At 68.4% G+C, this 24,383-nt stretch carries 31 protein-coding genes; 20 read left to right on the top strand and 11 right to left on the bottom strand.

Features of this window, described 5'->3' with window-relative positions; genetic code table 11:
- Positions 1 to 64: 64 nt before the first annotated feature.
- Both C1707_RS22500 and C1707_RS22495 read left to right on the top strand, forming a co-directional pair.
- Positions 65 to 544 carry a MarR family winged helix-turn-helix transcriptional regulator gene (locus C1707_RS22500; RefSeq protein ID WP_240633794.1) on the top strand — a complete coding sequence of 160 codons (480 nt, stop codon included), beginning with the start codon at positions 65 to 67 and terminating at the stop codon, positions 542 to 544.
- A gap of 103 nt (positions 545 to 647) precedes the next feature.
- Positions 648 to 914 carry a hypothetical protein gene (locus C1707_RS22495; protein WP_101714295.1) on the top strand — a complete coding sequence of 89 codons (267 nt, stop codon included), beginning with the start codon at positions 648 to 650 and terminating at the stop codon, positions 912 to 914.
- 15 nt (positions 915 to 929) lie between these two features.
- Here the strand turns inward: C1707_RS22495 and arfB are convergent, their stop codons facing one another.
- The 7 genes from arfB to C1707_RS22460 are packed head-to-tail and all read right to left on the bottom strand — an operon-like array spanning position 930 to position 5,758.
- Complete coding sequence (arfB, locus tag C1707_RS22490) at positions 930 to 1,352, bottom strand: alternative ribosome rescue aminoacyl-tRNA hydrolase ArfB (RefSeq protein ID WP_101714294.1); 423 nt, start codon at positions 1,350 to 1,352, stop codon at positions 930 to 932.
- Positions 1,349 to 1,807, bottom strand: a complete 459-nt coding sequence (locus tag C1707_RS22485) for a YaiI/YqxD family protein (RefSeq protein ID WP_101714293.1) — start codon at positions 1,805 to 1,807, stop codon at positions 1,349 to 1,351. The genes arfB and C1707_RS22485 overlap by 4 nt, the downstream gene beginning before the upstream one ends.
- A 29-nt stretch (positions 1,808 to 1,836) precedes the next feature.
- Positions 1,837 to 2,235 carry an NUDIX hydrolase gene (locus C1707_RS22480; RefSeq protein WP_101714292.1) on the bottom strand — a complete coding sequence of 133 codons (399 nt, stop codon included), beginning with the start codon at positions 2,233 to 2,235 and terminating at the stop codon, positions 1,837 to 1,839.
- Positions 2,236 to 2,262: 27 nt separating this feature from the next.
- Complete coding sequence (locus C1707_RS22475) at positions 2,263 to 3,354, bottom strand: serine hydrolase domain-containing protein (RefSeq protein WP_101714291.1); 1,092 nt, start codon at positions 3,352 to 3,354, stop codon at positions 2,263 to 2,265.
- 31 nt (positions 3,355 to 3,385) lie between these two features.
- The gene (locus tag C1707_RS22470) at positions 3,386 to 4,255 is read right to left on the bottom strand and encodes a helix-turn-helix transcriptional regulator (protein ID WP_101714290.1); all 870 of its coding nucleotides are present in this window, start codon (positions 4,253 to 4,255) and stop codon (positions 3,386 to 3,388) included.
- A gap of 1 nt (position 4,256) precedes the next feature.
- A complete protein-coding gene (gene hemB / locus C1707_RS22465) occupies positions 4,257 to 5,258 on the bottom strand; it encodes a porphobilinogen synthase (RefSeq protein WP_101714289.1) in 1,002 nt (333 codons plus the stop codon).
- 56 nt (positions 5,259 to 5,314) lie between these two features.
- Complete coding sequence (locus tag C1707_RS22460; protein WP_101714288.1) at positions 5,315 to 5,758, bottom strand: DUF2147 domain-containing protein; 444 nt, start codon at positions 5,756 to 5,758, stop codon at positions 5,315 to 5,317.
- A 207-nt stretch (positions 5,759 to 5,965) separates the two neighbouring features.
- On the opposite strand from C1707_RS22460, the gene C1707_RS22455 reads away from it, so the two are divergent.
- From C1707_RS22455 to C1707_RS22415, 9 genes are all read left to right on the top strand, one after another.
- Positions 5,966 to 7,105: an isobutyryl-CoA dehydrogenase gene (locus C1707_RS22455; RefSeq protein ID WP_101714287.1), complete on the top strand. Its 1,140-nt coding sequence runs from the start codon at positions 5,966 to 5,968 to the stop codon at positions 7,103 to 7,105.
- Entirely contained in the window at positions 7,102 to 7,464 is a 363-nt protein-coding gene (locus C1707_RS22450; RefSeq protein ID WP_420808208.1) for a DUF6968 family protein, read from the top strand. Before C1707_RS22455 ends, C1707_RS22450 begins: the two co-directional genes overlap by 4 nt.
- Positions 7,461 to 8,066: a histidine phosphatase family protein gene (locus tag C1707_RS22445; RefSeq protein ID WP_101714285.1), complete on the top strand. Its 606-nt coding sequence runs from the start codon at positions 7,461 to 7,463 to the stop codon at positions 8,064 to 8,066. The genes C1707_RS22450 and C1707_RS22445 overlap by 4 nt, the downstream gene beginning before the upstream one ends.
- 8 nt (positions 8,067 to 8,074) lie before the next feature.
- Positions 8,075 to 9,148 (top strand): enoyl-CoA hydratase/isomerase family protein, encoded by a 1,074-nt coding sequence (locus C1707_RS22440; RefSeq protein ID WP_101714284.1) that lies wholly within the window; start codon positions 8,075 to 8,077, stop codon positions 9,146 to 9,148.
- Positions 9,149 to 9,237: 89 nt separating this feature from the next.
- Positions 9,238 to 10,044 carry a class I SAM-dependent methyltransferase gene (locus tag C1707_RS22435; RefSeq protein ID WP_101714283.1) on the top strand — a complete coding sequence of 269 codons (807 nt, stop codon included), beginning with the start codon at positions 9,238 to 9,240 and terminating at the stop codon, positions 10,042 to 10,044.
- A 75-nt stretch (positions 10,045 to 10,119) separates the two neighbouring features.
- Positions 10,120 to 11,016, top strand: a complete 897-nt coding sequence (gene mmsB / locus C1707_RS22430; RefSeq protein WP_101714282.1) for a 3-hydroxyisobutyrate dehydrogenase — start codon at positions 10,120 to 10,122, stop codon at positions 11,014 to 11,016.
- A 167-nt stretch (positions 11,017 to 11,183) separates the two neighbouring features.
- Complete coding sequence (hemA, locus tag C1707_RS22425; RefSeq protein WP_101714281.1) at positions 11,184 to 12,410, top strand: 5-aminolevulinate synthase; 1,227 nt, start codon at positions 11,184 to 11,186, stop codon at positions 12,408 to 12,410.
- Positions 12,411 to 12,419: 9 nt separating this feature from the next.
- Positions 12,420 to 13,061 (top strand): hypothetical protein, encoded by a 642-nt coding sequence (locus C1707_RS22420; protein WP_101714280.1) that lies wholly within the window; start codon positions 12,420 to 12,422, stop codon positions 13,059 to 13,061.
- A 95-nt stretch (positions 13,062 to 13,156) separates the two neighbouring features.
- Positions 13,157 to 13,951: an SDR family NAD(P)-dependent oxidoreductase gene (locus C1707_RS22415; protein WP_164467438.1), complete on the top strand. Its 795-nt coding sequence runs from the start codon at positions 13,157 to 13,159 to the stop codon at positions 13,949 to 13,951.
- A gap of 14 nt (positions 13,952 to 13,965) precedes the next feature.
- Here C1707_RS22415 and C1707_RS22410 read toward each other — a convergent pair whose 3' ends face one another.
- Positions 13,966 to 14,409 (bottom strand): Ros/MucR family transcriptional regulator, encoded by a 444-nt coding sequence (locus C1707_RS22410; RefSeq protein WP_101714278.1) that lies wholly within the window; start codon positions 14,407 to 14,409, stop codon positions 13,966 to 13,968.
- A gap of 203 nt (positions 14,410 to 14,612) precedes the next feature.
- Between C1707_RS22410 and glyA the strand changes: the two genes are divergently transcribed.
- The 7 genes from glyA (at position 14,613) to C1707_RS22375 (ending at position 21,400) form a co-directional block, all read left to right on the top strand.
- Positions 14,613 to 15,902, top strand: a complete 1,290-nt coding sequence (gene glyA / locus C1707_RS22405; RefSeq protein WP_101714277.1) for a serine hydroxymethyltransferase — start codon at positions 14,613 to 14,615, stop codon at positions 15,900 to 15,902.
- A gap of 32 nt (positions 15,903 to 15,934) precedes the next feature.
- Entirely contained in the window at positions 15,935 to 16,408 is a 474-nt protein-coding gene (nrdR, locus tag C1707_RS22400; protein WP_101714276.1) for a transcriptional regulator NrdR, read from the top strand.
- Positions 16,409 to 16,489: 81 nt separating this feature from the next.
- The gene (locus tag C1707_RS22395; RefSeq protein ID WP_101714275.1) at positions 16,490 to 16,954 is read left to right on the top strand and encodes a 6,7-dimethyl-8-ribityllumazine synthase; all 465 of its coding nucleotides are present in this window, start codon (positions 16,490 to 16,492) and stop codon (positions 16,952 to 16,954) included.
- Positions 16,951 to 17,406, top strand: a complete 456-nt coding sequence (gene nusB / locus C1707_RS22390) for a transcription antitermination factor NusB (RefSeq protein ID WP_101714274.1) — start codon at positions 16,951 to 16,953, stop codon at positions 17,404 to 17,406. The genes C1707_RS22395 and nusB overlap by 4 nt, the downstream gene beginning before the upstream one ends.
- On the top strand, positions 17,390 to 18,466 hold the full coding sequence (gene thiL / locus C1707_RS22385; protein ID WP_101714273.1) for a thiamine-phosphate kinase: 1,077 nt from the start codon (positions 17,390 to 17,392) through the stop codon (positions 18,464 to 18,466). Before nusB ends, thiL begins: the two co-directional genes overlap by 17 nt.
- 57 nt (positions 18,467 to 18,523) lie before the next feature.
- Positions 18,524 to 19,048, top strand: a complete 525-nt coding sequence (locus tag C1707_RS22380) for a hypothetical protein (RefSeq protein WP_101714272.1) — start codon at positions 18,524 to 18,526, stop codon at positions 19,046 to 19,048.
- A gap of 216 nt (positions 19,049 to 19,264) precedes the next feature.
- Positions 19,265 to 21,400: a sodium-translocating pyrophosphatase gene (locus C1707_RS22375; protein WP_101714271.1), complete on the top strand. Its 2,136-nt coding sequence runs from the start codon at positions 19,265 to 19,267 to the stop codon at positions 21,398 to 21,400.
- A 62-nt stretch (positions 21,401 to 21,462) separates the two neighbouring features.
- On the opposite strand, the gene C1707_RS22370 is transcribed toward C1707_RS22375, so the two are convergent.
- The 3 genes from C1707_RS22370 to C1707_RS22360 all read right to left on the bottom strand — a co-directional run bounded on the left by C1707_RS22370 (position 21,463) and on the right by C1707_RS22360 (position 23,162).
- Positions 21,463 to 21,903: a hypothetical protein gene (locus C1707_RS22370; RefSeq protein WP_101714270.1), complete on the bottom strand. Its 441-nt coding sequence runs from the start codon at positions 21,901 to 21,903 to the stop codon at positions 21,463 to 21,465.
- 29 nt (positions 21,904 to 21,932) lie between these two features.
- A complete protein-coding gene (locus C1707_RS22365) occupies positions 21,933 to 22,490 on the bottom strand; it encodes a response regulator (RefSeq protein ID WP_164467437.1) in 558 nt (185 codons plus the stop codon).
- Positions 22,491 to 22,673: 183 nt separating this feature from the next.
- Entirely contained in the window at positions 22,674 to 23,162 is a 489-nt protein-coding gene (locus C1707_RS22360; protein ID WP_101714269.1) for an outer membrane protein assembly factor BamE, read from the bottom strand.
- A 121-nt stretch (positions 23,163 to 23,283) separates the two neighbouring features.
- Between C1707_RS22360 and C1707_RS22355 the strand changes: the two genes are divergently transcribed.
- Entirely contained in the window at positions 23,284 to 23,814 is a 531-nt protein-coding gene (locus C1707_RS22355; RefSeq protein ID WP_101714268.1) for a ubiquinol-cytochrome C chaperone family protein, read from the top strand.
- Positions 23,799 to 24,338 carry a YceD family protein gene (locus tag C1707_RS22350; RefSeq protein WP_101714267.1) on the top strand — a complete coding sequence of 180 codons (540 nt, stop codon included), beginning with the start codon at positions 23,799 to 23,801 and terminating at the stop codon, positions 24,336 to 24,338. Before C1707_RS22355 ends, C1707_RS22350 begins: the two co-directional genes overlap by 16 nt.
- Positions 24,339 to 24,383: the final 45 nt, after the last annotated feature.

Here is a 24,383-nt window from a genome sequence, read left to right as displayed (position 1 = left end):
GAGATCAAGGCGCACGGCGCGGGGGGACACCATGCCTGAGCATGACTTGAGGGAGGGGCAATCCATGCCCCTGCCCAGCTATTTGAGCTATTTGATGTACCAGACCGAGCAACATCGGCGGGCTATGGCCGCCGATCATGTTGCGCGTCACGGTCTGTCGTTTCCGAAATGGGTGGCGATGCTGTCGCTGGCCCGGTTCGGCGAGTGTTCGATGACGCGGCTGGCCAAGCTTTCGGCGGCCGATCGCACGACCCTGACCCGGTCGATCGACGGCCTGATCCGCGACGGCCTGGTCGAACGCGGCGGGGCTCCGAACGATCGCCGCAAGGTCGTCGTGCGGCTGACCCACACGGGCGCGGCGCTGCTGGAGCAGATTCGCGGCGAGCTGGCGCCCCTGCACCAGGAAGCCTGTTCGGAACTGAGCGCCGACGAGCAGTCGGCCCTGGCCTTCTATCTGAAGAAGATGCTGGGCGGGCTGATTCCGGAGCCGGACTGGAAGGACGAGATCCTCTCGTTCGGCCCGCCGCTGCCGGCGATGGCCTGAACGCGACGTCGATCATCGCGAGGCGCAATCTCCGGTTAAGGGGCTTGCGCTCTAAGGTGGAGCTCTCCGGCTGCTAAGGGCCGTGAAGGGGGAGCTTCACCACATGACCGTTGAGCAGGTTTTCGAACACATCCGCGCGGCCGCCCAGGCCTCGGGCTACGCCGTGCAGGTCGGCGACAAGAGCTACCAGATGATGCCCTGGAACATCATGGTCCAGGACGGCGGGCAGGGCTCGGCCGACATCGTCCTGGAGAACCTGGCGGGCACCATCGTCGACGGCGTGCTTACCCCGCTCAACCAGGGCAAGGCCGCCTTCTTCGTGCAGGAACAGGCCGACGGCGCCCGCGCGGGCGTCGGCGTCAACGATTAGGGTCGTCCGGCGCGGTCAGTCGTCGTGACGGACGCGGCCGCGCATCGACTTCACGCCCGATCGCTTGGTCTTGGTCTCCAGGCGCTTGAGCTTGCTGGAGTAGGTCGGCTTAGTCGGGCGGCGGGGCTTGGGCTTTTCCGTCGCGCGGCGGATCAGCTCGACCAGGCGCTCGCGGGCGTCCTGGCGGTTCATCTCCTGCGAGCGATGGCCTTGCGCGAACAGCACCAGCACGCCCTCCTGGGTCATCCGGCTGCCGCCAAGGGCCGTCAGCCGGGCCTTGATGTCGTCGGTCAGCGACGGGGAGTTCGCCACGTCGAAGCGCAGCTCGATCGCCGTCGAGGTCTTGTTGACGTGCTGGCCGCCGGGGCCCGAGGCGCGGGCGGCCTTTTCGACGAGTTCGTCCTCGTCGATGCGCAGCCAGCTGGTGATCTCGATCATCGAACGACCACGCGGCGGGCCTTGACCACGGCCTGGTCCAGCGCCTGCAGGAACTTGCTGCGGTCCTGCGGGCCGAAGGCCTTGGGACCGCTGGTCACTTCGCCCATCGAGCGCAGGTGCTCGCCGATGGAGCGCGAGGCCAGGGCCGAGCCGATCATGTCGGCCGTGAACACCCGGCCGTTGGGCGCGATGGCCTGGCCGCCGGCCTTCAGTACCCGGTCGGCAAGCGGAATGTCGTTGGTCACCACCACGTCGCCGGGACCGGCGCGCTCGGCGATCCAGTCGTCGGCCACGTCGGGGCCGGCGTCGACGACCACCTGTTCGATGGCCGGGGTGGCGGGCACGCGGATCCAGCTGTTGGAGACGACATAGGTCTTCAGGCCGTTGCGGGCCGCGACCTTGTAGGTCTCGTCCTTCACGGGGCAGGCGTCGGCGTCGATGTAGATCGTCGTCATCCGCGCCCTATAGCACGGGTTGCGGCTGCTCAGGCGAGCGCGAGCAGGGCGGGGATCACTTCGTCCTTCAGCAGCGGCGCCAGAGGCATGCCGGCGGGTGGAGCGGCGGGATCGATCCAGGCCAGTTCCTCGATCTCGGCCTGGGCGGTGATCTCGCCCTCGACCACGGCCAGATAGGTCGCCGACTGCACCGTGAAGCCCGCCTCGTTGGCCGCCGGAGCCGAAAAGCGGCCCAGCAGGTCGGCCGAAACCAGCCGGCAGCCCAGCTCCTCGTCGAGCTCGCGGGTCAGGGCGGTCAGGTCGTCCTCGCCGGGGTCGCGTTTGCCGCCCGGCTTCATGAAGATCGCCGTGCCGCGCTTGCGCACCAGCAGCATGCGACCGGCCTCGTCGCGGATCACGGCGGTGACGATGTCGAGGACCTTGCTCATGCCGCCAGCCTAGCGGATTCGCCATGCCTAGGGCGTGACGGCCGCCAGGATGTGTTCGGTCAGCAGGCGTTCGCTGATCGCGTGCGGCTGGCGGACGTCGAAATTGACCGTGGTGATCACGGCCACGATACCGAGGTCGGGCACGATCACCACCTTGTTGCCGCCCGTGCCGCTCATCGCCCAGGCCTTGTGGCCGGAAAAGGTCTGCAGCCAGATCAGGTAGCCGTAGTCGGTGTCGGGGCGCGCGTTGGCGTGCGGCGCGGTGGCGGCGGCGACGAAGGCCGCCGGCAGCACCTGCTCGCCGTTCCACTTGCCGCCGTCGAGATAGAGCTGACCCAGCTTCAGCAGGTCGCGGCTGCGCAGGCCAAGGCCGCCGCCGCCCTGCGCCAGGCCCAGCGGCGAGACCTGCCAGCGTTCGCCCTCGATGCCCAGAGGGCCGAACAGCGTCTCGCGGGCGAAGGCGGGCAGGGGCTTGCCGACCGCGCCCTGCACCACGGCCCCGAGCGTCGTCACGCCCGCCGTGCAGTAGGAGAAGCTGCGGCCGTACGGCGCGTCGGCTGGTTTCGGCGCCCAGTCGGGAAAGCCGCGCACCGGCAGGTCGAGATAGAAGCCGACCCAATCCTCGATCAGGTACATCCGCTCCTCGTTGCCGCGCGAGAACTGGTTGTCGTCGTCGCACTCGGCGATCGAGCTCATGGTCATCAGGTCCTCGACCGTGACCTTGTTCTTGCGGGGATCGGGCGCGGCGGCGGGCGGGCGTCCCTTGAGATAGGGCTTGATGGGGGCGTCGACGCTGGGGATCGCGCCGCGGGCGATGGCCGCGCCGGCCAACATGGCGGTGACGGTCTTGGTCACCGAGCGGGTGTTGCGCCGCGCCTCGGCGCCGCCGTCCGGCCGGCCTTCGTCGTAATAGGCCTCGAAGACCAGCTTGCCGTGGCGGGCGACCAGCACGCTGGTGACCTTCTGGAACTGCCCGGCCTTGATGGCCGTGGACATGGCCTGGAGCTTCTCGGCCGACATGCCCTCGGCGGCGGGAGCGGCCGATGGCATGTCGGAGGCGGCGCTGGCGCCGGACAACGGCGTCAGGGCCAGGGCGGCAGCGAACAGGAAGCGTTTCACGAGGGCGACTCCGACGGGGTTCCCGGCCTAGCTAAGGTGTGGCGAAAGGCTCGTCTTGGACGCCTGAAACATCCGGGCGTCTCGCGGCCCTGGGGGCGCACAGGCGCATGAATTCACCGGGGGTGACGCCATAGGCGTGGCGGAACTGCCTGTTGAGATGGCTCTGGTCGCAGAAGCCCGCCGCCAGGGCGATCTCGCCGATCGACGAGCGGCCGCGCATCAGGAGGTCGGCCGCCCGCTCAAGTCGCCGGGTCCGCAAACGTTCGCCCGGCGCGGCGCCCAGCCAGCGGCGATAGCCGCGCGCCAGGTGCACCGGATGCACGCCGGCGGCGCGGGCCAGGTCGGCCACGCCGATCGGCTGGTCGAAGGCGTCGGCCAGGTAGGTCTCGGCCTGGTCCAGCCAGGGCGGCCGGTGCTGGCCGTCGCGGGACGGCGCCAGGGCCTCGGCGGCCAGTTCGAGGCTGAGACCCTCCAGCGACAGCGGTTCGGCGTCGGAGGAGAGCAGGGACCTGGTCAGGCGCAGGGCCGCGCGGCGGGCCGCCGGGCCGGTCAGCCGCAAGGCGTCGATCGCCGCGTCGCCGTCGGCCAGGGCTCGCCAGTCGCCCGCCGCGAAGCTGACGGCCAGGAAGTAGCCGCCGGCCTCGACGAACCGGTCGCGATGGACGACGCCGGGCGGGTTGTAGACCAGCACCGGGCCTTCGGTTTCGGGACCCCAGGCCGTGGTCTCGTAGCGGCCCCGGGTGGCCAGCACGAAGTGCGCGTCGTCGTGGCTGTGCTCGTCGACGTGCTCGGCGCTCATGGTGGCGGCCAGGTGAGCCAGCCGCACGCCAGGGAGCCGGCGCTCGATGGTGGGCGCGCCGTAGAACCGTCCCGATGCGAAGGCGGTTCTCGGCGCGCTCATCTCAGCCCAGCTTCTCGGCCGCCCAGGGGGCGAAGTAGGTGATGATCCCCGCCGCGCCAGCGCGCTTGAAGGCGGCCAGGCTTTCGAGGATGGCGCGCTCTTCGTCGATCCAGCCGTTGGCGCCGGCGGCCTTGATCATCGCGTACTCGCCCGACACCTGGAACGCGTAGGTCGGCATGCGGAACTCGTCGACCAAGCGGCGCAGGATGTCGAGGTAGGGCAGGCCCGGCTTGACCATGATCATGTCGGCGCCCTCGGCGATGTCGAGCGCGACTTCTCGGATGGCTTCCTCGGTGTTGGCCGGATCCATCTGGTAGGTTTTCTTATCGCCCTGACCCGCCGAGAGCTTGGCCGAGCCGATGGCGTCGCGGTACGGGCCGTAGAAGGCCGAGGCGTACTTGGCCGCGTAGGACATGATCATCGTGTCCTGGAAGCCATCGGCCTCCAGCGCGCCGCGCAACGCTCCGATGCGGCCGTCCATCATGTCGGAGGGGGCCAGGATGTCGGCGCCGGCCGCCGCCTGCATCAGGCCCTGCTCGATCAGGCGCTCGATGGTGGCGTCGTTGAGGATCCTGCCCCCCTCGACCACGCCGTCGTGGCCGTGGTCGGTGAAGGGGTCCAGCGCCACGTCGCACATGATGCCGACCTCGGGGGCGGCATCCTTCATGGCCTTCACGGCGCGCGGGATCACGCCGTCCGGATCGGCGGCGATCGAGCCCGCAGCGTCCTTCCGCGACGGATCGATGTGCGGGAAGATGGCGATGGCCGGGATGCCCAAGTCGCGGGCGCGGACGGCGGCCTTGGCCGCTTCCTTGACGCTCAGGCGCTCGACGCCCGGCATCGAGGCCACCGGCACGCATCCTTCGCCCTCGTGCACCACCATCGACCAGATCAGGTCGGCGGGCCTGACCTCGGTCTCGCGCACGAGACGGCGGCTCCAGTCGGCCTGGCGCAGGCGGCGCAGGCGCGTGGCGGGATAGGGGGCGAGGGGCGGAACGGTCATGCGAAGGGTTTCGCGCGCGCCGCCGGTCGAGGCAAGGCCGGAAGGCCCTTAAGGAGCTATTCGCCGGTCTTGCTGACGCGGACCTGCTGCACGCCGCCGTCGACGCGGGTCCAGACCTGCGACTTGCAGAACAGACCGCCCAGCACACAGCCCTTGGCGCGCATGGTGCGGGCGTCGACGAATTCGGCGGTGCCCGAAAGGGTGACCTTCAGGGTCGGAACAAAGACCTTGCCGCGCATGTTTCCGTTGCCGGTGGGCGCGAAGTCGCGCAGCACCTGCTGGCCCACCAGGGTGTCGTAGCCGCTCTTCTTGGCGTCGGCCTCGGCCTTGCGGCTGGCGTAGACGACCCAGCCGCACATGCTCGGACCGCAGTCCGTGATGTGCAGGCGGATGTTGTCCTTCGGGTTGCGCCACACGCCGAGGTTCTCGGCATGAGCCGGCGCGGACACGAACGTGAACAGGGCCGCGACCGCGGCCAGAGCGGTAATGAACTTGGACATGGAAACCGAGACGACGCCTCCGATGGGCGTGATCTGATACCGAAGGGGTGTCTGATCAAGGGAGGTGCGACCTTTCGCACCCATTTTCGCTGCGGCGCCGCAAGCAAATTCGCCAACTGAGATATGATTGACACACTTGGCGGGGCAGGGCAGGTCAGCGGTCAAGAAGGTGAGGGCGGATATGCCCCGCATGGGAGGAAGTGGCGCATGGATTTCGCGCTGAACGACGATCAACGCGCCATTCAGGATATGGCCTCTGGCTTTGCGGCGGAACGGCTTGCCCCGCATTCGGCCGAATGGGACGAGAAGAAGCACTTCCCCGTCGATGTGCTGCGCGAGGCCGCCAGCCTTGGTTTCGCGGGGATCTACGTCAATGACGACGTCGGCGGCAGCGCCCTGTCGCGCCTCGACGCCTCGATCATTTTCGAGGCCCTCAGCTACGGCGACGTTCCGACGGCGGCCTATCTGACCATCCACAACATGGCCTCGTGGATGATCGACCGCTTCGGTTCGGCCGACCTGCGCCAGCGCTACCTGCCGCGCCTGACGGCCATGGAGCTCATCGCCAGCTACTGCCTGACCGAGCCCGGCTCGGGCTCCGACGCGGCCGGCATGCGCACCACCGCGCGCCTGGACGGCGACCACTACGTGCTGAACGGCGGCAAGGCCTTCATCTCGGGCGGCGGGGTGTCTGACGTCTACGTCGTCATGGCGCGCACCGGCGGCGACGGTCCCAAGGGCGTGTCGGCCTTCGTGGTCGACAAGGGAACGCCCGGCCTGTCGTTCGGAGCCAACGAGCGCAAGATGGGCTGGAACGCCCAGCCCACCGCCCAGGTCAATTTCGACGATTGTCGCGTGCCGGTCGCCAACCGCATCGGCCAGGAGGGCGAGGGCTTTCGCTTTGCGATGATGGGCCTGGACGGCGGGCGCCTGAACATCGCCTCGTGCTCGCTGGGCGGCGCGCAGTTCGCCCTTGATACGGCCAAGGCCTATCTGGAGACCCGCAACCAGTTCGGCCGCCCGTTGAAGGACTTCCAGGCCCTGCAGTTCAAGCTGGCCGACATGGCCACCGAGCTGGAGGCCGCCCGACTGATGGTGCGCCGCGCCGCCCACGCGCTCGACAATCGCGATCCGCAGGCCACCAAGCTATGCGCCATGGCCAAGCGTTTCGCCACGGACGCCGGCTTCCAGGTCGCCAACGACGCCTTGCAGTTGCACGGCGGCTACGGCTACCTCCAGGACTATCCGCTGGAACGCATCGTCCGCGACCTGCGCGTCCACCAGATCCTGGAAGGGACCAACGAGATCATGCGCGTCATCATCGCCCGCGAGATGTTCCGGCAGTGAGCTCACCGGAAGCCCCGTTGCCGGCTGGGGCGGCATGCGAACGGACCTATCAAGTCCTCGTCGATGGAGAGGAGAAGCCGGTGCTCTGCCGCTGGCTCATTCCCGAGCCGCATCCGAAGAACGGCTGGCGTTGCGAGGGACAGATCGTCTGGCCGGACGGCAGGGTGCGGTCGATGGCGATCGGCGGCGAGGATTCTCTCCAGGCTCTCCGCCTAGCCATGATGTTCGTCGCCACGGAGCTTCTGACCGCGTCCGAACCCGTCTATCTGTCCGCGATCGATGACGACCTCGACCTGCCGTTGCCTGACGTGCTGGCGGATCTGGTCGCCGAACGGAAAGCGCGTTTCGAGGCCCGATGATCTATCTCTGCCGTCACGGCCAGACCGAGTTCAACCGCGAGGGACGCTTCCAGGGGCAGACCGAGTCGGACCTCACCGCCCTGGGCCGCGCCCAGGCGCGGGCCATGGGCGACCTGCTGGCCGACCTGGTCGCGCGCGAGCCGTCCGACGCCTGGCGGATCGTCGCCAGCCCGCTGCGCCGGGCGCGCCATACCGCCGCGGCCATCGCCGAGCGCACGGGCCTGCCGCTCTCGTTCGACGATCGCCTGCTGGAGATCAGCGTCGGCGAATGGTCGGGGCGCCTGCGCGAAGATATCCGCCGCGACAATCCCGAGCTGTTCGCCAGCTACGAATGGGCGTTCCGCGCGCCGGGCGGCGAGACCTTCGAGGACGTCACCGCCCGTGTCGCCGGCTGGCTGGCCGACCAGGCACCGGAGGGCGAGCGCCGCCTGATCGTCGTCAGCCACGGCGTCGCCGGCCGGCTGCTGCGCGGCGCCTATGCCGGCCTGTCGCGCGCCGACACCCTGGCCCAGGAGGTGCCGCAGGACGCGGTCTACCGTCTGCTGGGCGGCCAGATCGACCGCTTCGACTGCGCGCCCGTCGAAGACCCCGAATTCGCCTGAGACCCCAGATGACCGAAGCTCCCCCCAAGCAGGCCCCGGAAGTCCTCGTCAGCGTCAAGAAGAACGTTGGCCGGATCACGCTGAACCGGCCCAAGGCCTTGCACGCCCTGACGCTTTCCATGTGCGAGACGATGATCGAGACCCTGCTGGAATGGCAGGCCGATCCCGAGATCGACATGGTCATGATCGACCATTCGGGCGAGCGCGGCTTCTGCGCCGGCGGCGACATCCGCATGCTGGCCGAAAGCGGCGCGGGCGACGGCGTCAAGGCGCGGAAGTTCTTCCACACCGAGTATCGGCTGAACCACCTGCTGTTCCACTACGACCGGCCGGTCGTGGCGATCATGGACGGGGTGGTCATGGGCGGCGGCGTCGGCATCTCGATGCCGGCCCACTATCGCATCGCCACCGAGCGCACGACCTTCGCCATGCCCGAGACCGGCATCGGCCTGTTCCCCGACGTCGGCGGCGGCTGGTACCTGCCGCGCCTGCCGGGAAAGGCCGGCCTGTGGCTTGCCCTGACCGGCGCGCGGATCAAGGGCGCGGACTGCATGCGCCTGGGCATCGCCACGCACTTCATCGAGTTCGGCGCCGTCGAGGGACTGAAGAAGGCCATCCTGGCCGACCATCGCCGCATCGACGAGACCTTGCGCATGTATCGCGCCGACGCCGGCAAGGCGCCGCTGCTGGGCTTCGAGCAGGACCTCAACCGCCTGTTCGTGGGCGACAGCGTCGAAGAGATCTTCGAGTTCCTGGAGGCCGACTCCTGCGACTGGGGCAAGGCCCAGCTGGCCGTGCTGAAGACCAAGTCGCCCCAGACCCTCAAGGTCGCCTTCGAGCAGCTCAAGCGCGGCGAGGCCATGACCGACTTCGCCGAGCACATGGCCATGGAGTACCGGATCGGCTCGCGCGTCGTGCAGCGTCCGGATTTCATCGAGGGCGTGCGGGCGGTGATCGTCGACAAGGACAACGCCCCGCGCTGGAACCCGCCGACCATCGAGGCCGTCGACGACGCCGACATCCAGGCGATCTTCGCGCCTCTCCCCCCGGAAGAAGAGTGGACTCCCCTGGCCGACGCCTGACGGCGTTATGCCGTAGCGGCATTGAAGCCGTCGCCCGGCCTCGCTAGCTTGCCGCCAGCCAAAGAAGAAAGTCCGCCGGAAGGAAGACCATGCGTAAGCCGCTTCTCAGCCTCGTCGCCGCGCTCGCCGTGACCGCGTGCGCCACGACCCCGATGGGACCGGCTGCGCCGCCGCCGCCTCCGCCCGCCGATGCTCCGGTCGCCATCCCGGCCAACATCATCGCCGCGGTCGACAATCCGCTGCGTCCCGAGGTCGACACCCGGCGCGACGCCGACCGCCTGCCGGCCCAGGTGCTGGCCTTCGCCGGCGTGCGCAACGGGGCCAAGGTCGCCGACCTGATTCCCGGCACGGGCTACTTCACCCGCATCCTGTCGAAGGCCGTCGGTCCGCGCGGCCACGTCTACGCCTACGTGCCCGACGAACTCACCAAGCTGGCCAATCGCGAGCCGGCGGTGAACGCCATCGCCGCCGACCCGGCCTACAAGAACGTCTCGGTGCTCCTGAACCTGCTGCCCAACTTCGGCGCGCCCGAGAAGCTGGACCTGGTATTCACCGCCCAGAACTACCACGACATGCACACGCCGCTGATGGGCAAGCCCGACATGGCGGTGGTCAATCGCCGGGTCTTCCAGTCGCTGAAGCCGGGCGGCGTCTACCTGGTTCTGGATCACTCGGCCCAGCCGGGCTCGGGCCTGCGCGACGCCGAGAAGCTGCACCGCATCGATCCGGAAGCCGTGAAGGCCGAGGTCACCGCCGCCGGCTTCGTCTTCGAAGGCGAAAGCCGCGTGCTGCGCGACGCCGCCGACAAGCGCAACGTGTCGGTCTTCGACCCGTCGATCCGCGGCAAGACCGACCAGTTCATCTACAAGTTCCGCAAGCCGGCCGGAGCGCGCTAAGCGCCCCGCGAGGGCGGAACAGAACGACAAGGACCGCGCCCATGCAGGCGCGGTTCGCATTTAGGGAGCGTACAAATGACCAGGATCGCCTTCATCGGCCTGGGCAACATGGGCGGCGGCATGGCCGCCAACCAGGCCAGGGCCGGCCACGCCGTGTCGGCCTTCGATCTTTCGGCCAAGGCGCTGGAGAAGGCCGTCGGCGCGGGCTGCGTCGCGGCGGCTTCGGTGGGCGAAGCGGTGAAGGGCGCCGAGATCGTCATCACCATGCTGCCGGCAGGACCGCACGTGCGCTCGGTCTATGGCGAGCAGGTGCTGGCCCACGCGCCGAAAACGGCCCTGCTGATCGACTGCTCGACCATCGACGTCGACAGCGCCCGGGCGGTGGCGCAGCAGGCAGGCGCGGCGGGCTTTCGTTTTGCCGACGCGCCGGTGTCCGGCGGGATCATGGCCGCCGAGGCCGGGAGCCTGGCCTTCATGGTCGGGTGCGACGACGCCGACTTCGCGCAGGTCGAGGCGGCGCTCAAGCCCATGGCCCGCGCGGTGATCCACGCCGGCGGCCACGGGGCGGGGCAGGCGGCCAAGATCTGCAACAACATGCTGCTGGGCGTGTCTATGCTGGGGACCTGCGAGGCCTTCGCCCTGGCCGAGAAGCTGGGTCTGGCCGCCGACCGCTTCTTCGAGATCGCCAGCCAGTCTTCGGGCCAGTGCTGGTCGGTGTCGACCTATTGCCCGGTTCCGGGCGTCGGGCCCAGCACGCCGGCCGACCGCGGCTACGAGGGCGGATTCGCCACGGCGATGATGCTCAAGGACCTCAAGCTCGCCCAGGAGGCCGCCGCCCGCGCCGGGGCCAGCACGCCGATGGGGGCGCAGGCCGAGGCCCTGTATGCCTTGTTCGACGCCAACGGCTTCGGCGGCAAGGACTTCTCGGCCGTCCTGCAACTGCTGCGGGGCCGCATCAGGGAGCTGGTTTGAACAAGGCAGGGTTGCGACGGGCGATTATAGAACCAATCGATGCGACACCACGCCCAATTCCAATTTGTAGGTAGAGGCCCTTAGGTGGACACTATGCCTGCGTGGTGCGAAAAGCCGTGCCAGAAGAAAAGGACCGTCGAGCTTCGGTTCGAAGGGTAGAGACCAGCATGGACTACAAAGCCGCGTTCACCGCCGCTGTCTCCCAGATCCGCGACGAGGGTCGCTATCGGGTCTTCGCCGACCTGAAGCGCCATCGCGGCGCCTTTCCGCGCGCCACCTGGACGCGCGCCGACGGCGGCGAGAGCGAAGTCGTGGTCTGGTGCTCGAACGACTATCTCGGCCAGGGCCAGAACCCCGTCGTGCTGGACGCCATGCACCAGGCGATCGACGACCACGGCTCGGGCTCGGGCGGCACCCGCAACATCTCGGGCACCAACCACCATCACGTGGAGCTGGAAGCCGAGCTGGCCGACCTGCACGGCAAGCAGGCCGCGCTGCTGTTCACCTCGGGCTACGTTTCCAACGAGGCCACGCTCAGCGTCCTGCAGAAGATCCTGCCGGGCCTGATCATCTTCTCCGACGCCCAGAACCACGCCTCGATGATCGCCGGCATCCGCAACGGCGGCGGTCCGCGTCACATCTTCCGCCACAACGACCTGGCCCATCTTGAAGAGCTGCTGGCGGCGGCCCCGGCGGACGCGCCCAAGCTGGTGGCCTTCGAGAGCGTCTATTCGATGGACGGCGACATCGCCGACATCGGCGCCACGGCCGCCCTGGCCAAGCAGTACGGCGCGATGACCTATCTGGACGAGGTCCACGCGGTCGGCATGTACGGCCCGCGGGGCGGCGGCGTCGCCGAGCGCGACGGCGTTATGGGCGAGATCGACATCATCGAGGGCACGCTGGGCAAGGCCTTCGGCGTCATGGGCGGCTACATCACCGGCGACGCCGAGGTGATCGACGCCGTGCGCCTGATGGCCTCGGGCTTCATCTTCACCACCTCGCTGCCGCCGGCCTTGACCGCCGGGGCGCTGGCCAGCGTGAAGTGGCTCAAGCAGCACCCGGAAGTGCGCGACGCCCACCAGGAACGCGCCGCCACCCTGAAGAAGATGTTCCAGGACGCCGGCCTGCCGGTGATGGAGAACGACAGCCACATCGTGCCGGTGCTGGTGGGCGATCCGATCCACACCAAGCTGATCAGCGACATGCTGCTGGCCGACCACGGCGTCTATGTGCAGCCGATCAACTATCCGACCGTGCCGCGCGGCACCGAGCGCCTGCGCTTCACGCCCACGCCTTTCCATACCGACGACATGATGCGCAAGCTGGTCGGGGCGATGGAGAAGCTGTGGGCGCACTGCAACGTCGCCCGCATGGGCGGCCACGCGGCCTAAAGCGGCTCTTTGGGCTTCGATCTCGGTTACCTGCGCGAACTGGCCGAGGATGCGTCCGAGCATCCCGGCTGGTCGGGCGCGGCCGACTATTTCCGCCTTCGCCATCAGGGTTTGCGCCGCGAGGCGCTGGAAGCGCTCGACGCCTTCGTCGCCGGGGCGGTGAGCTGGTCGCTGGCCGACCGCGTCGCCTTCGTCGTCTGGATCGGCGAGAAGCGCCTGGCCTATCGCGGCCAGCCCGAGGCCGTACTGCCCGTGCCGCTGTTTCGCCTGCTGGTCCGTCCGACCCTGGAAGAGTGGAGCCAGGCCAAGCCGGCCGATCCCTGGCCGCTGGTCTGGCAGGCCAGGCTGTCGAGCGGGGGCTCGACCTGGCATGCCCCGCCCGCGCCGTTCCTGCGCCAGGCCCTGGCCCGCGACCCGACCTGCGTGCCGGCGCGCGTCGATCTCGTCCGCGCCATCCTGGCCGACATCGCCTTCCATCAGCACGAACTGCCCGGCGCCTATCTGGGCGAGGCCGCCCTGGACCTCTCCGCGCTCGACGAGGCCGAGGACCTGCTGTCCCTGGCCGACGAGGACACGCGGTTCGACATCGGGCCGGAGATCGCCTGGGCGCGGGCCGAGGCCAGGGGTTGGCTGGAGCGGGCAGGGGGCTGAAGCCTCTCCGCGTGGCGGTTTCCCGTCACGTCGCGGGGGCGTGACGTTCGGCCTTGGTCTCTAGATGCGGCGTCCTGCGAGGGGAGAGTCGCATCGTGAAGACCATAGTGATCACCGGCAGCAGCCGCGGCATCGGCTTCGGGCTGGCGGAGGCCTTCCTCGAGCGCGGCTGCCAGGTGGTGATCTCCGGCCGCAATCCCAAGGTCCTGGCCGAGGCCCTGGCCAAGCTGGAAGCCACCGGCGGCGCGGTCGCCGCCCAGGCCTGCGACGTCAGCAAGGTCGCCGACCTGGAGGCCCTGTGGGCCGCCGCCGCGACGCGCTTCGGCTCGGTCGACATCTGGATCAACAACGCCGGCTCGGTGTCACCGCGGGTGCGCCTCGACCAGGTCGAGGAAGCCGAGATCGATGCGGTGGTCGCCACCAACCTGCTCGGCGTGATCAAGGCCAGCAAGCTGGCCATGATCCGCATGCTGGCCCAGCCCGGCGGCGGGGCGATCTACAATTTCGAGGGTTTCGGCAGCGATGGCATGACTGCCTCGGGCCTGACGCTCTACGGCGCCACCAAGCGGGCCGTGACCTACTTCACCAAGTCGATGGGCAAGGAGCTGGACGGCACCAGCGTACGCATGGGCACGATCAGCCCCGGCATCGTGGCCACCGACCTGCTGCAGTCTGAAATGCGCGACGCCTCGGACGCCGACCGCGCCAAGTCGATGAAGCTCTACAACATCCTCGGCGATCGAGTGGAGACCGTCGCGCCGTTCATCGCCGACGGCGTGCTGAAGGGAGAGGCGACGGCCGCGCCGGTCCGCTGGCTGACCATGCCCAAGGCCATGGGCCGCTTCATGACCGCCGGCTTCAAGAAGCGCGACATCTTTTCGGAGGCGTGAGGGGGGCAGGGCGCTCAGGCCCTGCGGCGCACGCCCTTGCCCAGGCCGATCTGCTTGGCGAAGTCCGAGCGGCGCGCCGCATAGGCCGGGGCGACCATCGGATAGTCCGACGGCAGGCCCCATTTGCGCCGGTAGTCCTCGGGGCTCATGTCGTAGTGCGAGCGCAGGTAGCGCTTGAGCATCTTCAGCTTCTTACCGTCCTCGAGGCAGACGATGTAGTCGTGCTGCACCGAGCGCGAGACGGGCACGGCGGGCTTCTGCTTCTCGGCGGGCTTGGCCGCCACGGGTTCGCCGTTCAGTCCCAGAAGCGCTCCGTGCACGGTGCGGATAAGGTCCGGGACCGCGGTCTGGGAGATCTTGTTCTGCCCGACATAGGCCGCGACGATGCTCGCGCTAAGCGCCAGCAGGTCGGCGTCGTCCAAAGCGTCCGACCCCGTTTCGTCGTGTGAAGCCGCCATACGCATCCGCCCGTTCTGTTCGCTTGCACTCAAAAACGCTCGGCGCGGCGGCAACACCCCGCCGAGGTTCGTCACCAACGCATGGTCATCGTCGCGGTTCCGTCATTGATCGCGGCGCGAAGGACGCTAAAGAGAGCGCCGTCGACTCCCGCTCGCGGGAGCGCGCCGCCCAAAGCCCAGCCGCCCGCCCCAAGGAGCTGCCGATGACGACCTCCACCGACCTGACCAAGTTCTTCGGCGCCGATCTCGCGACCGCCGACCGCGACATCTTCGATCGCATTGGCCGGGAGCTGGGTCGTCAGCAGAACCAGATCGAGCTGATCGCCTCGGAAAACATCGTCTCGAAGGCGGTGCTGGAAGCCCAGGGCTCGATCCTGACCAACAAGTACGCCGAGGGTTATCCGGGCAAGCGCTACTACGGCGGCTGCGAGTACGTCGACGAGATCGAGACCATCGCCATCGAGCGCGCCAAGCAGTTGTTCGGCGCGGCCTTCGCCAACGTCCAGCCGCACTCGGGCTCGCAGGCCAACCAGTCGGTGTTCATGTCGCTGCTGCAGCCGGGCGACACCTTCATGGGCATGGATCTGGCCGCCGGCGGCCACCTGACCCACGGCTCGCCCGCCAACCAGTCGGGCAAGTGGTTCAAGCCGGTGTCGTACACCGTGCGCCAGCAGGACCAGCTGATCGACTACGACAACGTCGCCGAGGTCGCCCAGCGCGAGAAGCCCAAGCTGATCATCGCCGGCGGCAGCGCCTACAGCCGCGAGATCGACTTCGCCCGCTTCCGCCAGATCGCCGACAGCGTCGGCGCCTACCTGATGGTCGACATGGCCCACTTCGCGGGCCTGGTGGCCGGCGGCGTTTTCCCCAATCCGGTCCCGCACGCCCACGTCGTCACCACCACCACCCACAAGACCCTGCGCGGTCCGCGTGGCGGCATGGTGCTGACCAACGACGAAGCCATCATCAAGAAGGTCAACTCGGCCGTGTTCCCCGGCCTGCAGGGCGGTCCGCTGGAGCACGTCATCGCCGCCAAGGCCGTGGCCTTCGGCGAGGCGCTGCAGCCGGCCTTCAAGGAATACGCGGCCCAGATCATCGCCAACGCCAAGGCCCTGGCCGACGCGCTGGGCAAGTCGGGCGTCAACATCGTCTCGGGCGGCACCGACAGCCACCTGATGCTGGTCGACCTGCGTCCCAAGGGCGTGACCGGCCGTGACGCCGAGCACAGCCTCGAACGCGCCCACATGACCTGCAACAAGAACGGCGTGCCGTTCGACACCGCGCCGTTCACGATCACCTCGGGCATCCGCCTGGGCACGCCGGCCGGCACCACCCGCGGCTTCAAGGAAGCCGAGTTCACCCGCGTGGGCGAACTGATCGGCGAAGTGGTCAATGGTCTGGCCGCCAACGGTCCGGAAGGCAACGCCGCTGTCGAGGCCAAGGTCCGCGAGGAAGTCCTGGCCTTGACGGCTCGGTTCCCGATCTACAACTAATGGGCTAAGGCCGCAGGGGAGGGCCCAAGATCATGCGCTGCCCATTCTGCGGCCACGCCGAAAGCCAGGTGAAGGACAGCCGCCCGTCGGAAGACGGCGCGGCCATCCGCCGTCGTCGCCTCTGCCCGGAGTGCGGCGGCCGGTTCACGACCTTCGAGCGGGTTCAGCTGCGCGAACTGATCATCGTCAAGCGGTCGGGCCGTCGCTCGCCGTTCGACCGCGACAAGCTGATGCGCTCGATCTCGCTGGCCACCCGCAAGCGCCCCATCGAGGGCGAGCGGGTCGAGCGGATGGTCAACGGCATCGTCCGCCAGCTGGAAAGCCAGGGCGAGACCGAGCTTCAGTCGTCGGTCGTGGGCGAAATGGTGATGAAGGCGCTCAAGTCGCTCGATGACGTCGCCTATGTCCGCTACGCCTCGGTTTATCGCGATTTCCGGGAGACCAGTGATTTCGCGAAGTTTTTGGGCGAAGAAGGCTTGAGCGACGTCGCCGAAGACGAGCTATAGGCGCATCCTACGATTCGATTTTTCGGGTCGGCGTGTGACGGCCCATCGAGGCCTCCCGTCCGCCCAGGAGTTCAGAGGCATATGGTGGAAGACAGGATTCGTCTGCTGATCGTCGAGGGGCGCCGTTATTCGGGCCTTTCCGACGCTCTGCTGGCCGGCGCCGTGCAGGCGATCGAGGCGCAAGGCGCGGAATACGAGGTCGTCACCGTTTCGGACGCCCTGCAGATCCCGGTCGCCATCGCCATCGCCGAGGAAGCCGGCAAGGGACCCTCGGGCGTCCGCTACGACGGCTATGTCGCGCTCGGCGCCGTCGTCCGGGGCGAGACCTATCACTTCGAGATCGTGTCCAACGAGACCGCCCGCGGCCTGCAGGACTTGGCCGTCGGAAAAAGGTTGGCCATTGGTTACGGCGTGTTGACGGTTGACGACGAGGATCAGGCCTGGAATCGCGCGCGCCTCTCGCAGGGCGACCGCGGGGGCCAAGCCGCTCGGGAATGCCTGGAGATCGTGGGATTGAAGCGTCAGCTGTCGGGACAAGCGCGATGAGCAAGCGCATCCAGCCCCGTTCCGTCTCCCGTCTGGCGGCCGTGCAGGCCCTCTATCAGATGGAAGTCTCCGGCGCCGGCGTCGACGCCGTGGTCCGCGAGTTCTCCGAGCACCGCTTCGACCGCGCCGTCGAGGACACCGAAGGCGCGCAACTGGCTCAGGCCGACGAAACCTTCTTCGCCGATCTGGTGAAGGGCGTCGTCTCCAAGCAGGCGATCATCGACCCGGCCATCGTGCGCCGCCTGGCCTCGGGCTGGAAGCTGGAGCGCCTGGACGCCACCGCCCGCGCCGTGCTGCGCGCCGGCGCCTACGAGCTGATGAACCGCCCGGACGTTCCGACCGAGGTGGTGATCGACGAGTACGTCGAAATCGCCAAGTCGTTCTTCGAGGGGCCGGAAGCCGGCTTCATCAACGGCGCCCTGGACGCCATCGCGCGTGACGCCCGAGTCTGACGACGACTGGTTCGACGATCCCGCCCCGGCGACGGCGGCGGAGGACGACGAGTCGTGGTTCGACGACGTCCCCCCGGCGGCCGCGCCGTCGGGCCCGGACGAGTTCGAGCTGATCGCGACCCATCTACGTCCGCTGACCAACGGCGATCCCGCCGCGCTCGACCTGCTGGACGACGCGGCGGTGCTGCCCTCGCGCCCCGGCTACGACCTGGTGATCACCAAGGACGCCATGGTCGCGGGCGTGCACTTCCTGGCCGGCGAGGATCTCGACATCGTCGCCCGCCGCCTGCTGCGCACCAATCTTTCCGACCTCGCCGCCAAGGGCGCCGAACCCTACGGCTATTTCCTGGCCGTCGGCTGGCCTTCGGGCACGACCGTCGAGGACCGCGAGACCTTCGCCCGCGGCCTGGCCGAGGACGGACAGGCCTTCGGCGTCAACCTGCTGGGCGGCGACACCGTCACCACCTCGGGCGCCATGGTCGTTTCGGCCACCCTGCTGGGCTGGGTTCCGCAAGGCGCGGCCGTCCTGCGTCGCGGCGCCAAGGCCGGCGATCGCCTGATGGTCAGCGGCAGCATCGGCGACGGGTGGCTCGGCCTGCTGGCCCACTGGGGCGAGGTCGAGGATCCGGACGGCGGCCTCGTGCGCCGCTATCGCACCCCCGCGCCGCGCCTGGCCCTTCGTGACGCTCTGCGTCAGTTCGCCCACGCCGCGGCCGACGTCTCCGACGGCCTGCTGGCCGACGCCGGCCACATCGCCAAGGCCAGCGGTCTGCAGGTCAAGGTCGACCTCGACCGCCTGCCGCTGTCGACCGGCGCCCGCAAGTGGCTGGAAGCCCAGCCTGAGCGGGGCGAGGCCCGCATGTCGCTGGCTTCGGGCGGCGACGACTACGAGGTCGTCTGCGCCGTTCCCGCCGCCGACGTCGCCGCCTTCCAGGCCGCCGCCTTCGCCGCCGGCCTGCCGGTGCGCGACATCGGCGAGTTCGTGGAAGGCGAGGGGGTCTGCGCCCTGTTCAAGGGCAAGGACATCACCCCCCAGCGCCTGGGCTGGCTGCACGGGTAAGGGCGCTGGCCCCGCTCGGTAGCGAAACCTCAAGCCTTCTCGGTTAGTGGCTCGGGCATGACCCGTTCCGTCCTGTCCCGTCGCGCCGTCCTGGCGTTCGCCGCGCCGTTCGCGCTGTGCGCCGCGCCCGCCTTCGCCTCCGGCAAGGAGAAGAAGAAGGAAGGCGGCGAGGGTGAGAAGGAAAAGGAAGACCCGGTGATCAAGCTGGGCTCGATGGCCCTGCCGATCGTCGCCGAGGGACGGCTGATCAACTACATCTTCGTCGAGCTGTCCCTGACCCTGCCGCCCACGGGCGACGTCACCGCGTTCGCCGGCAAGGAGCCGCTGCTGCGCGACGCCCTGGTGCGCGCGGCCCACAAGCAGCCGCTCAACAAGCCCGGCAGCTACGTCCTGCTCGACGAGGTCAAGCTCAAGTCGATCGTGATGCGCGAGGCCGTCGCGCTGGTCGGCAAGGGCAAGGTCGCCGCGGTCACCATCGGCAAGCAGACGCCGCGCAACTTCGTGCCGCCGCCCAGGCCGGCCCCGAAGGTGGCGGCCAAGCCGGCTCCGCCCCCTGTCGATTCGGCGCCGATCATCCCCTGAGGCGTCGCGAACGCCGTTCTCGCAAGCGGTTGCGCGCTAGGCTTGTGGATGTCAGTGTTTCCCCCTGGCGCCGATGTCGGGGCCAGATCAGGGAGCTTCGAGGGGGAATGAGGCCCTAAGGCCCGCCCGCCGCTCCTGGCCTGGGGCGCTCGTCGACGCCTCGTGGCCGGGAACCGCGACCCCTCGTGATTTGAAACACGAAGGGGCACAACACCCATGAGTTCTTGGCTTTACGTAGCCATCGGCGCCGGGTTTCTGGCGGTGCTGTATGGCGCGGTTCAGACCGCCAGGCTTTTGAAGGCCTCGCCGGGCGATGCGAAGATGCAGGAGATCGCCGCGGCCATTCAGGAAGGCGCCCAGGCCTATCTGAACCGTCAGTATACGACCATCGCCATCGTCGGCGTCGTGGTCGTCGCCGTCCTGGCGTTCTTCTTCAAGGGCTGGGAGCAGCCCGTCGGCTTCGCGCTGGGCGCGATCCTGTCGGGGCTCGCCGGCTTCGCCGGCATGCTGATCTCGGTCCGCGCCAACGTCCGCACCGCCCAGGCCTCGTCCGAGGGGCTGGGCAAGGGCCTGTCGATGGCCTTCACCTCCGGGGCGGTCACCGGCATGCTGGTGGCGGGTTTCGCCCTGCTGGGCGTGGCCGGCTACTTCGCCCTGCTGCTGTCGGTCGGCCATGAGGGCACCGACCGGGTCGTGATCGACTCGCTGGTGGCGCTGGGCTTCGGCGCCTCGCTGATCTCGATCTTCGCCCGTCTGGGCGGCGGCATCTTCACCAAGGGCGCCGACGTGGGCGGCGACCTCGTCGGCAAGGTCGAGGCCGGCATCCCCGAGGACGATCCCCGCAACGCCGCGACCATCGCCGACAACGTCGGCGACAACGTCGGCGACTGCGCGGGCATGGCCGCCGACCTGTTCGAGACCTATGCGGTGACCACCGTCGCCACCATGGTGCTGGCGGCGATCTTCTTCACCGGCACCGACGTCGTCGGTTCGATGATGCTGCTGCCGCTGGCCATCTGCGCGGTGTGCATCGCCACCTCGATCATCGGCGCGTTCTTCGTCCGCCTGGGCAAGAAGAACAACATCATGGGCGCCCTCTACCAGGGCCTGATCGTCACCGGCTTGCTGTCGGTGCCGGCCGTGTGGTGGGTGATCCACCAGCTGGTCCCGACCTCGATCGAGCTCGACGGCCGCCTGTTTACCGCCGACAACCTGTTCTACTGCGGCCTTGCAGGCCTGGTGGTGACGGCGCTGATCGTGGTGATCACCGAGTACTACACCGGCACGGGCTTCCGCCCGGTCAAGTCGGTGGCTCAGGCTTCGGTCTCCGGCCACGGCACCAACGTCATCCAGGGCCTGGCCATGTCGCTGGAGTCCACGGCCCTGCCGGCCCTGACCATCATCGTCGGCATCGTCGTGACCTATAACCTGGCGGGCCTGTTCGGCATCGCCATCGCCACCACCACCATGCTGTCGCTGGCCGGCTTCATCGTCGCCCTGGACGCCTTCGGTCCCGTCACCGACAACGCTGGCGGCATCGCCGAAATGGCCGGACTTCCCCCGGAAGTCCGCGTCACCACCGACGCTCTCGACGCGGTGGGTAACACCACCAAGGCCGTCACCAAGGGCTACGCCATCGGTTCGGCGGGCCTCGGGGCCCTGGTGCTGTTCGCGGCCTATACCGAGGACCTGAAGTTCTTCTCCGAGAACGCCGCGCCCGGCAGCTTCTTCGACGGCATGGGCGCGGTCAGCTTCGACCTGTCCAACCCCTATGTCGTGGTCGGCCTGCTGTTCGGCGGCCTGCTGCCGTTCCTGTTCGGCGGTCTGTCGATGACCGCCGTCGGTCGCGCGGCCGAGTCGGTGGTGGCCGAGGTTCGTCGCCAGTTCCGCGAGAACCCGGGGATCATGACCTACGAGACCAAGCCCGAATACGGCAAGGCCGTGGATATCCTGACCAAGGCCGCCATCCGCGAGATGATCGTGCCGTCGCTGCTGCCTGTGGTCTCGCCGGTGGTGCTGTTCTTCGTCATCAACGCCATCGCCGGCAAGGTCGACGCCTTCGCCTGCCTCGGCGCCATGCTGATGGGGGTGATCGTCACCGGCCTGTTCGTCGCCATCTCGATGACCAGCGGCGGCGGCGCCTGGGACAACGCCAAGAAGGTGATCGAGGAAGGCTTCACCGACAAGGACGGCGTCCTGCACAAGAAGGGCGGCGAAACCCACAAGGCCGCCGTCACCGGCGACACCGTCGGCGACCCCTACAAGGACACCTCGGGTCCCGCCGTGAACCCGATGATCAAGATCACCAACATCGTGGCCCTGCTGCTGCTGGCCGTGCTCGCGCACGGCTGACCGGCGGCCTGGAACAGAGCCTTGAGCGCCCCGGAGGCTTTAGCCTCCGGGGCGTTTCACGTTCAGGCGGCTGGGGCAGGGAGACGGGTCAGCGTCCAGTCGCCGGCCAGGCATTCGAACGCCTCGTCGCGAAAATAGAACAGGAAGTGGCGTGAGCCGCTTCCGTCGGCCGGCTCCCAGTCGAGGGCGTCCATCGTGGGGTCATCGCCCACGATCTCGTAGAACTCGCCCCAGGCCGGCGCGACGCCAGCAAAACGCCCCCGGCCGGCGAACCATCCCTCGTCATTGGTGGCGTCGAGCCGCCAGCGGCGGCATGAGGGGAAGGTCAGCTTTCCGACCTCGCCGTCCTCGGCGTCGTAGGCATGGGGGTTGAGCAGGAAGCTTACGCTCACCGTGTCGCTCTCGGCGACCAGATGGACGCAGGGCGCGTTCGGCTCCGCATTCCAGTCCGGGTTCAGATGCACGAACCTAGGCTGGGTCAGCTGTTCCCGTTCGTTGGCCATTCGATATCCCCGGGATGCCGCCCAAAGGATCAGTAGACCTCTTCGGGATCGAAATCGTAGACGTGTTCGGCCTCGCCGCCCAACGCCGTCGGGGCGGGCTGGACGCCGCGCCGCTCGTCGCCGGTGAAGTCGTGATCGATGCGGCGTCGGCGGCAGGGCCCGAAATAGGCCTGGGTGCGGACGAAGTCGCGCGGGTTGTTGATGACCTCGTTGATGCGGTGCATCACCCCGCGCGCCGTCAGCGGCTTGGCCAGGAACTCGGTCACCCCCGCCATCCGCGCCTCGTCCAGGCTGCGGCGCGTGGCGTGGCCGGTCATCATGATGATCGGCGCGTAGGGGTTGGGACTGGCCTGCGAGTTGCGGATCCAGTGCACGAACGACAGTCCGTCCACCGGCTGCATCATCAGGTCGGTGAACACGACATCGACCTCGCGTTCGGAAAACAGCTTCAACCCCTCGACGCCGTCGCCGGCCTCGAGGATGCGCCGCACCCCGGCGGACTTCAGGATCGCGGCCAGTATGCCGCGCATGTTGGCGTTGTCGTCGACGATGAGCATCGTCAACGCCCGCAGATCGAGCGCGCTCACGACCTTCTCCCCCAGAGCAACCGACGCCAGGGTTGGGGCCCTAGGCGTCGATCAGACGGGAAGGTTGTGACGGACGTGCTTGAGGAAACGTTGATACGGCGACAAAAAGTCGCACGAAATCACGCGCTTATAGTCAAGCTTCGGTAAGGTTGAAGTGTCGGTTAACCGACTTAAATCGTCAGTCTAGCGACGGTCGCCGGGACGGGTGCCGGGCACGCCCTCGTCGTCCTGCGGCAGCATGCCGCCGCGACCGACGGTGCCGAGCAGCTGCTCCAGCACGGTCATTTCGCGACCGCGGGTCGGGGTCTCGCGCCCGTTGTAGGCGATGACCTTGCCGTCCTTCAGGGTGAAGGTGTCGACCGAGGCGACCTTCTCGTCGGCGGTATTGAACTTGATCGCCACCACGTCGCGCTTGATCACGCGCGGCTTGTAGAAGGCCACGCGGTCGGTGGTCTGCGAGATGTAGTACCAGGCGTCGTTGTCGAAGGTGGAGACCGCCGACGGCGAGCCCAGCTTCTCGCGGACGGTCGACTTGCTGTCCTCGCCCACCTTCATGTCGGCCGGCTTGGCCTCGATGGCCTGGAAGCCGGAATAGCTCGTCAGCGGCGTGCAGCCTCCGACGACGGCGGCGAGGCCGATGGCGACGGCGGCGAAAACGGCGGGGCGAGACATTGAGGCTCCGGAACCGGAAGAAGGCTGGACTTTGACCTATCGCCCGCGCGGGCTTAGTTCAATGGCCCGCGTGGATGCTCAGGCCATCTAGAGGCGGCTCGCGGCGAAATAGAGGCGTGGAATGTTTCTGGATCGGCTACTCAAGCCCCGGCCCGCGAAGCTGGCGGGGGAAAAACTCTATGCCTCGGCGACCGCCCAGGCCCGCTCATCGCGATTCTATGCCGAGCTCGGCGTCCGCGACTCGATGGAAGGGCGCTTCGAGCTGTTCACCCTGCACGTCGTGCTCGTGGTCGAGCGCCTGAAGGGGCAGGGCGAGGCCGCGGCCGAGACTTCGCAGTCGGTATTTGATTCCTATGTTCGCGGCCTCGACGACGCCTTCCGCGAGATCGGCGTGTCCGACACCGCCGTCGGCAAGAAGATGAAGAAGCTGGCCGGCGCCTTCTACGGCCGGCTGAAGACGTATGACGAGGCTTTCGCGGCTCTGCCGGACGCCGCCGTACTCGACGCCGCCCTGGCGCGCACGGTGTTCGAAGAGCGCGGCGAGGGTGACGTAGCGGCCGTTAGCGCCTATGTGCGGTCCGCGCGGGAAGCTCTGGCGGCGCAGTCGCTGGACGCCCTGTTGAACGGAGAGGTGCAATGGCCGAACGTCTGATCGATCCCTGGCCCAGCACCGTCACCCTGGCCCGCGTCGATCGCGGCGGGGTGGACCTGAAGCTGGCGCCCGACGAAACCGTGCTGAAGGCCATCGCCAAGCAACTGGGCCTGGTGTCGCTGCACGAGCTGAAGGCCGACGTCTACCTGCGCTCGTGGATGGACGGCGCCGAGGTCTCGGGCGTGCTGCGCGCCCGCGTCGTCCAAACCTGCGGCGTCACCAGCGAGGATTTCGAAACGCCGATCGACGCCCGCTTCAGCCTGCGCGTTCTGCCGGCTGACAGCGAGCACGCTCCGCAGGACGAAGGCGGAGAACTGGGCCTTGATCCGGACGGCGACGATCCGCCCGACGTGCTCGAAGGCGAGACCATCGACGTCTCCGGCTATGTCATCGAGCACCTGGCGCTCGAGCTCGATCCGTTCCCCCGCAAGCCCGGCGCGGTGTTCGTGCAACCGCCCGAACCCGTTGAGCTTTCTCCCTTCGCGGCCCTGAAGGGTCTCAAAACCAAGGGTGATGAGGGCTGAGTTGGCCCTTACGCCTCCCGGCGTGATATCACGCCGGGGAATCAT

Origin of the sequence: Caulobacter flavus (assembly GCF_003722335.1) — a bacterium.
Classification (GTDB): domain Bacteria; phylum Pseudomonadota; class Alphaproteobacteria; order Caulobacterales; family Caulobacteraceae; genus Caulobacter; species Caulobacter flavus.
Note: the sequence above shows the minus strand (reverse complement) of the source record. Positions and strands in the feature narration are given on the sequence as shown.

What these genes read in the sequence shown, in the direction of transcription:
- C1707_RS22500 (WP_240633794.1), top strand. Translation starts at nt 65, where the DNA reads ATGCCCCTGCCCAGCTATTTGAGCTATTTGATGTACCAGACCGAGCAA.
- C1707_RS22495 (WP_101714295.1), top strand. Translation starts at nt 648, where the DNA reads ATGACCGTTGAGCAGGTTTTCGAACACATCCGCGCGGCCGCCCAGGCC.
- arfB (WP_101714294.1), bottom strand. Translation starts at nt 1,352, where the DNA reads ATGATCGAGATCACCAGCTGGCTGCGCATCGACGAGGACGAACTCGTC.
- C1707_RS22485 (WP_101714293.1), bottom strand. Translation starts at nt 1,807, where the DNA reads ATGACGACGATCTACATCGACGCCGACGCCTGCCCCGTGAAGGACGAG.
- C1707_RS22480 (WP_101714292.1), bottom strand. Translation starts at nt 2,235, where the DNA reads ATGAGCAAGGTCCTCGACATCGTCACCGCCGTGATCCGCGACGAGGCC.
- C1707_RS22470 (WP_101714290.1), bottom strand. Translation starts at nt 4,255, where the DNA reads ATGAGCGCGCCGAGAACCGCCTTCGCATCGGGACGGTTCTACGGCGCG.
- hemB (WP_101714289.1), bottom strand. Translation starts at nt 5,258, where the DNA reads ATGACCGTTCCGCCCCTCGCCCCCTATCCCGCCACGCGCCTGCGCCGC.
- C1707_RS22460 (WP_101714288.1), bottom strand. Translation starts at nt 5,758, where the DNA reads ATGTCCAAGTTCATTACCGCTCTGGCCGCGGTCGCGGCCCTGTTCACG.
- C1707_RS22455 (WP_101714287.1), top strand. Translation starts at nt 5,966, where the DNA reads ATGGATTTCGCGCTGAACGACGATCAACGCGCCATTCAGGATATGGCC.
- C1707_RS22445 (WP_101714285.1), top strand. Translation starts at nt 7,461, where the DNA reads ATGATCTATCTCTGCCGTCACGGCCAGACCGAGTTCAACCGCGAGGGA.
- C1707_RS22440 (WP_101714284.1), top strand. Translation starts at nt 8,075, where the DNA reads ATGACCGAAGCTCCCCCCAAGCAGGCCCCGGAAGTCCTCGTCAGCGTC.
- C1707_RS22435 (WP_101714283.1), top strand. Translation starts at nt 9,238, where the DNA reads ATGCGTAAGCCGCTTCTCAGCCTCGTCGCCGCGCTCGCCGTGACCGCG.
- mmsB (WP_101714282.1), top strand. Translation starts at nt 10,120, where the DNA reads ATGACCAGGATCGCCTTCATCGGCCTGGGCAACATGGGCGGCGGCATG.
- hemA (WP_101714281.1), top strand. Translation starts at nt 11,184, where the DNA reads ATGGACTACAAAGCCGCGTTCACCGCCGCTGTCTCCCAGATCCGCGAC.
- C1707_RS22410 (WP_101714278.1), bottom strand. Translation starts at nt 14,409, where the DNA reads ATGGCGGCTTCACACGACGAAACGGGGTCGGACGCTTTGGACGACGCC.
- glyA (WP_101714277.1), top strand. Translation starts at nt 14,613, where the DNA reads ATGACGACCTCCACCGACCTGACCAAGTTCTTCGGCGCCGATCTCGCG.
- nrdR (WP_101714276.1), top strand. Translation starts at nt 15,935, where the DNA reads ATGCGCTGCCCATTCTGCGGCCACGCCGAAAGCCAGGTGAAGGACAGC.
- C1707_RS22395 (WP_101714275.1), top strand. Translation starts at nt 16,490, where the DNA reads ATGGTGGAAGACAGGATTCGTCTGCTGATCGTCGAGGGGCGCCGTTAT.
- nusB (WP_101714274.1), top strand. Translation starts at nt 16,951, where the DNA reads ATGAGCAAGCGCATCCAGCCCCGTTCCGTCTCCCGTCTGGCGGCCGTG.
- C1707_RS22380 (WP_101714272.1), top strand. Translation starts at nt 18,524, where the DNA reads ATGACCCGTTCCGTCCTGTCCCGTCGCGCCGTCCTGGCGTTCGCCGCG.
- C1707_RS22375 (WP_101714271.1), top strand. Translation starts at nt 19,265, where the DNA reads ATGAGTTCTTGGCTTTACGTAGCCATCGGCGCCGGGTTTCTGGCGGTG.
- C1707_RS22370 (WP_101714270.1), bottom strand. Translation starts at nt 21,903, where the DNA reads ATGGCCAACGAACGGGAACAGCTGACCCAGCCTAGGTTCGTGCATCTG.
- C1707_RS22360 (WP_101714269.1), bottom strand. Translation starts at nt 23,162, where the DNA reads ATGTCTCGCCCCGCCGTTTTCGCCGCCGTCGCCATCGGCCTCGCCGCC.
- C1707_RS22355 (WP_101714268.1), top strand. Translation starts at nt 23,284, where the DNA reads ATGTTTCTGGATCGGCTACTCAAGCCCCGGCCCGCGAAGCTGGCGGGG.
- C1707_RS22350 (WP_101714267.1), top strand. Translation starts at nt 23,799, where the DNA reads ATGGCCGAACGTCTGATCGATCCCTGGCCCAGCACCGTCACCCTGGCC.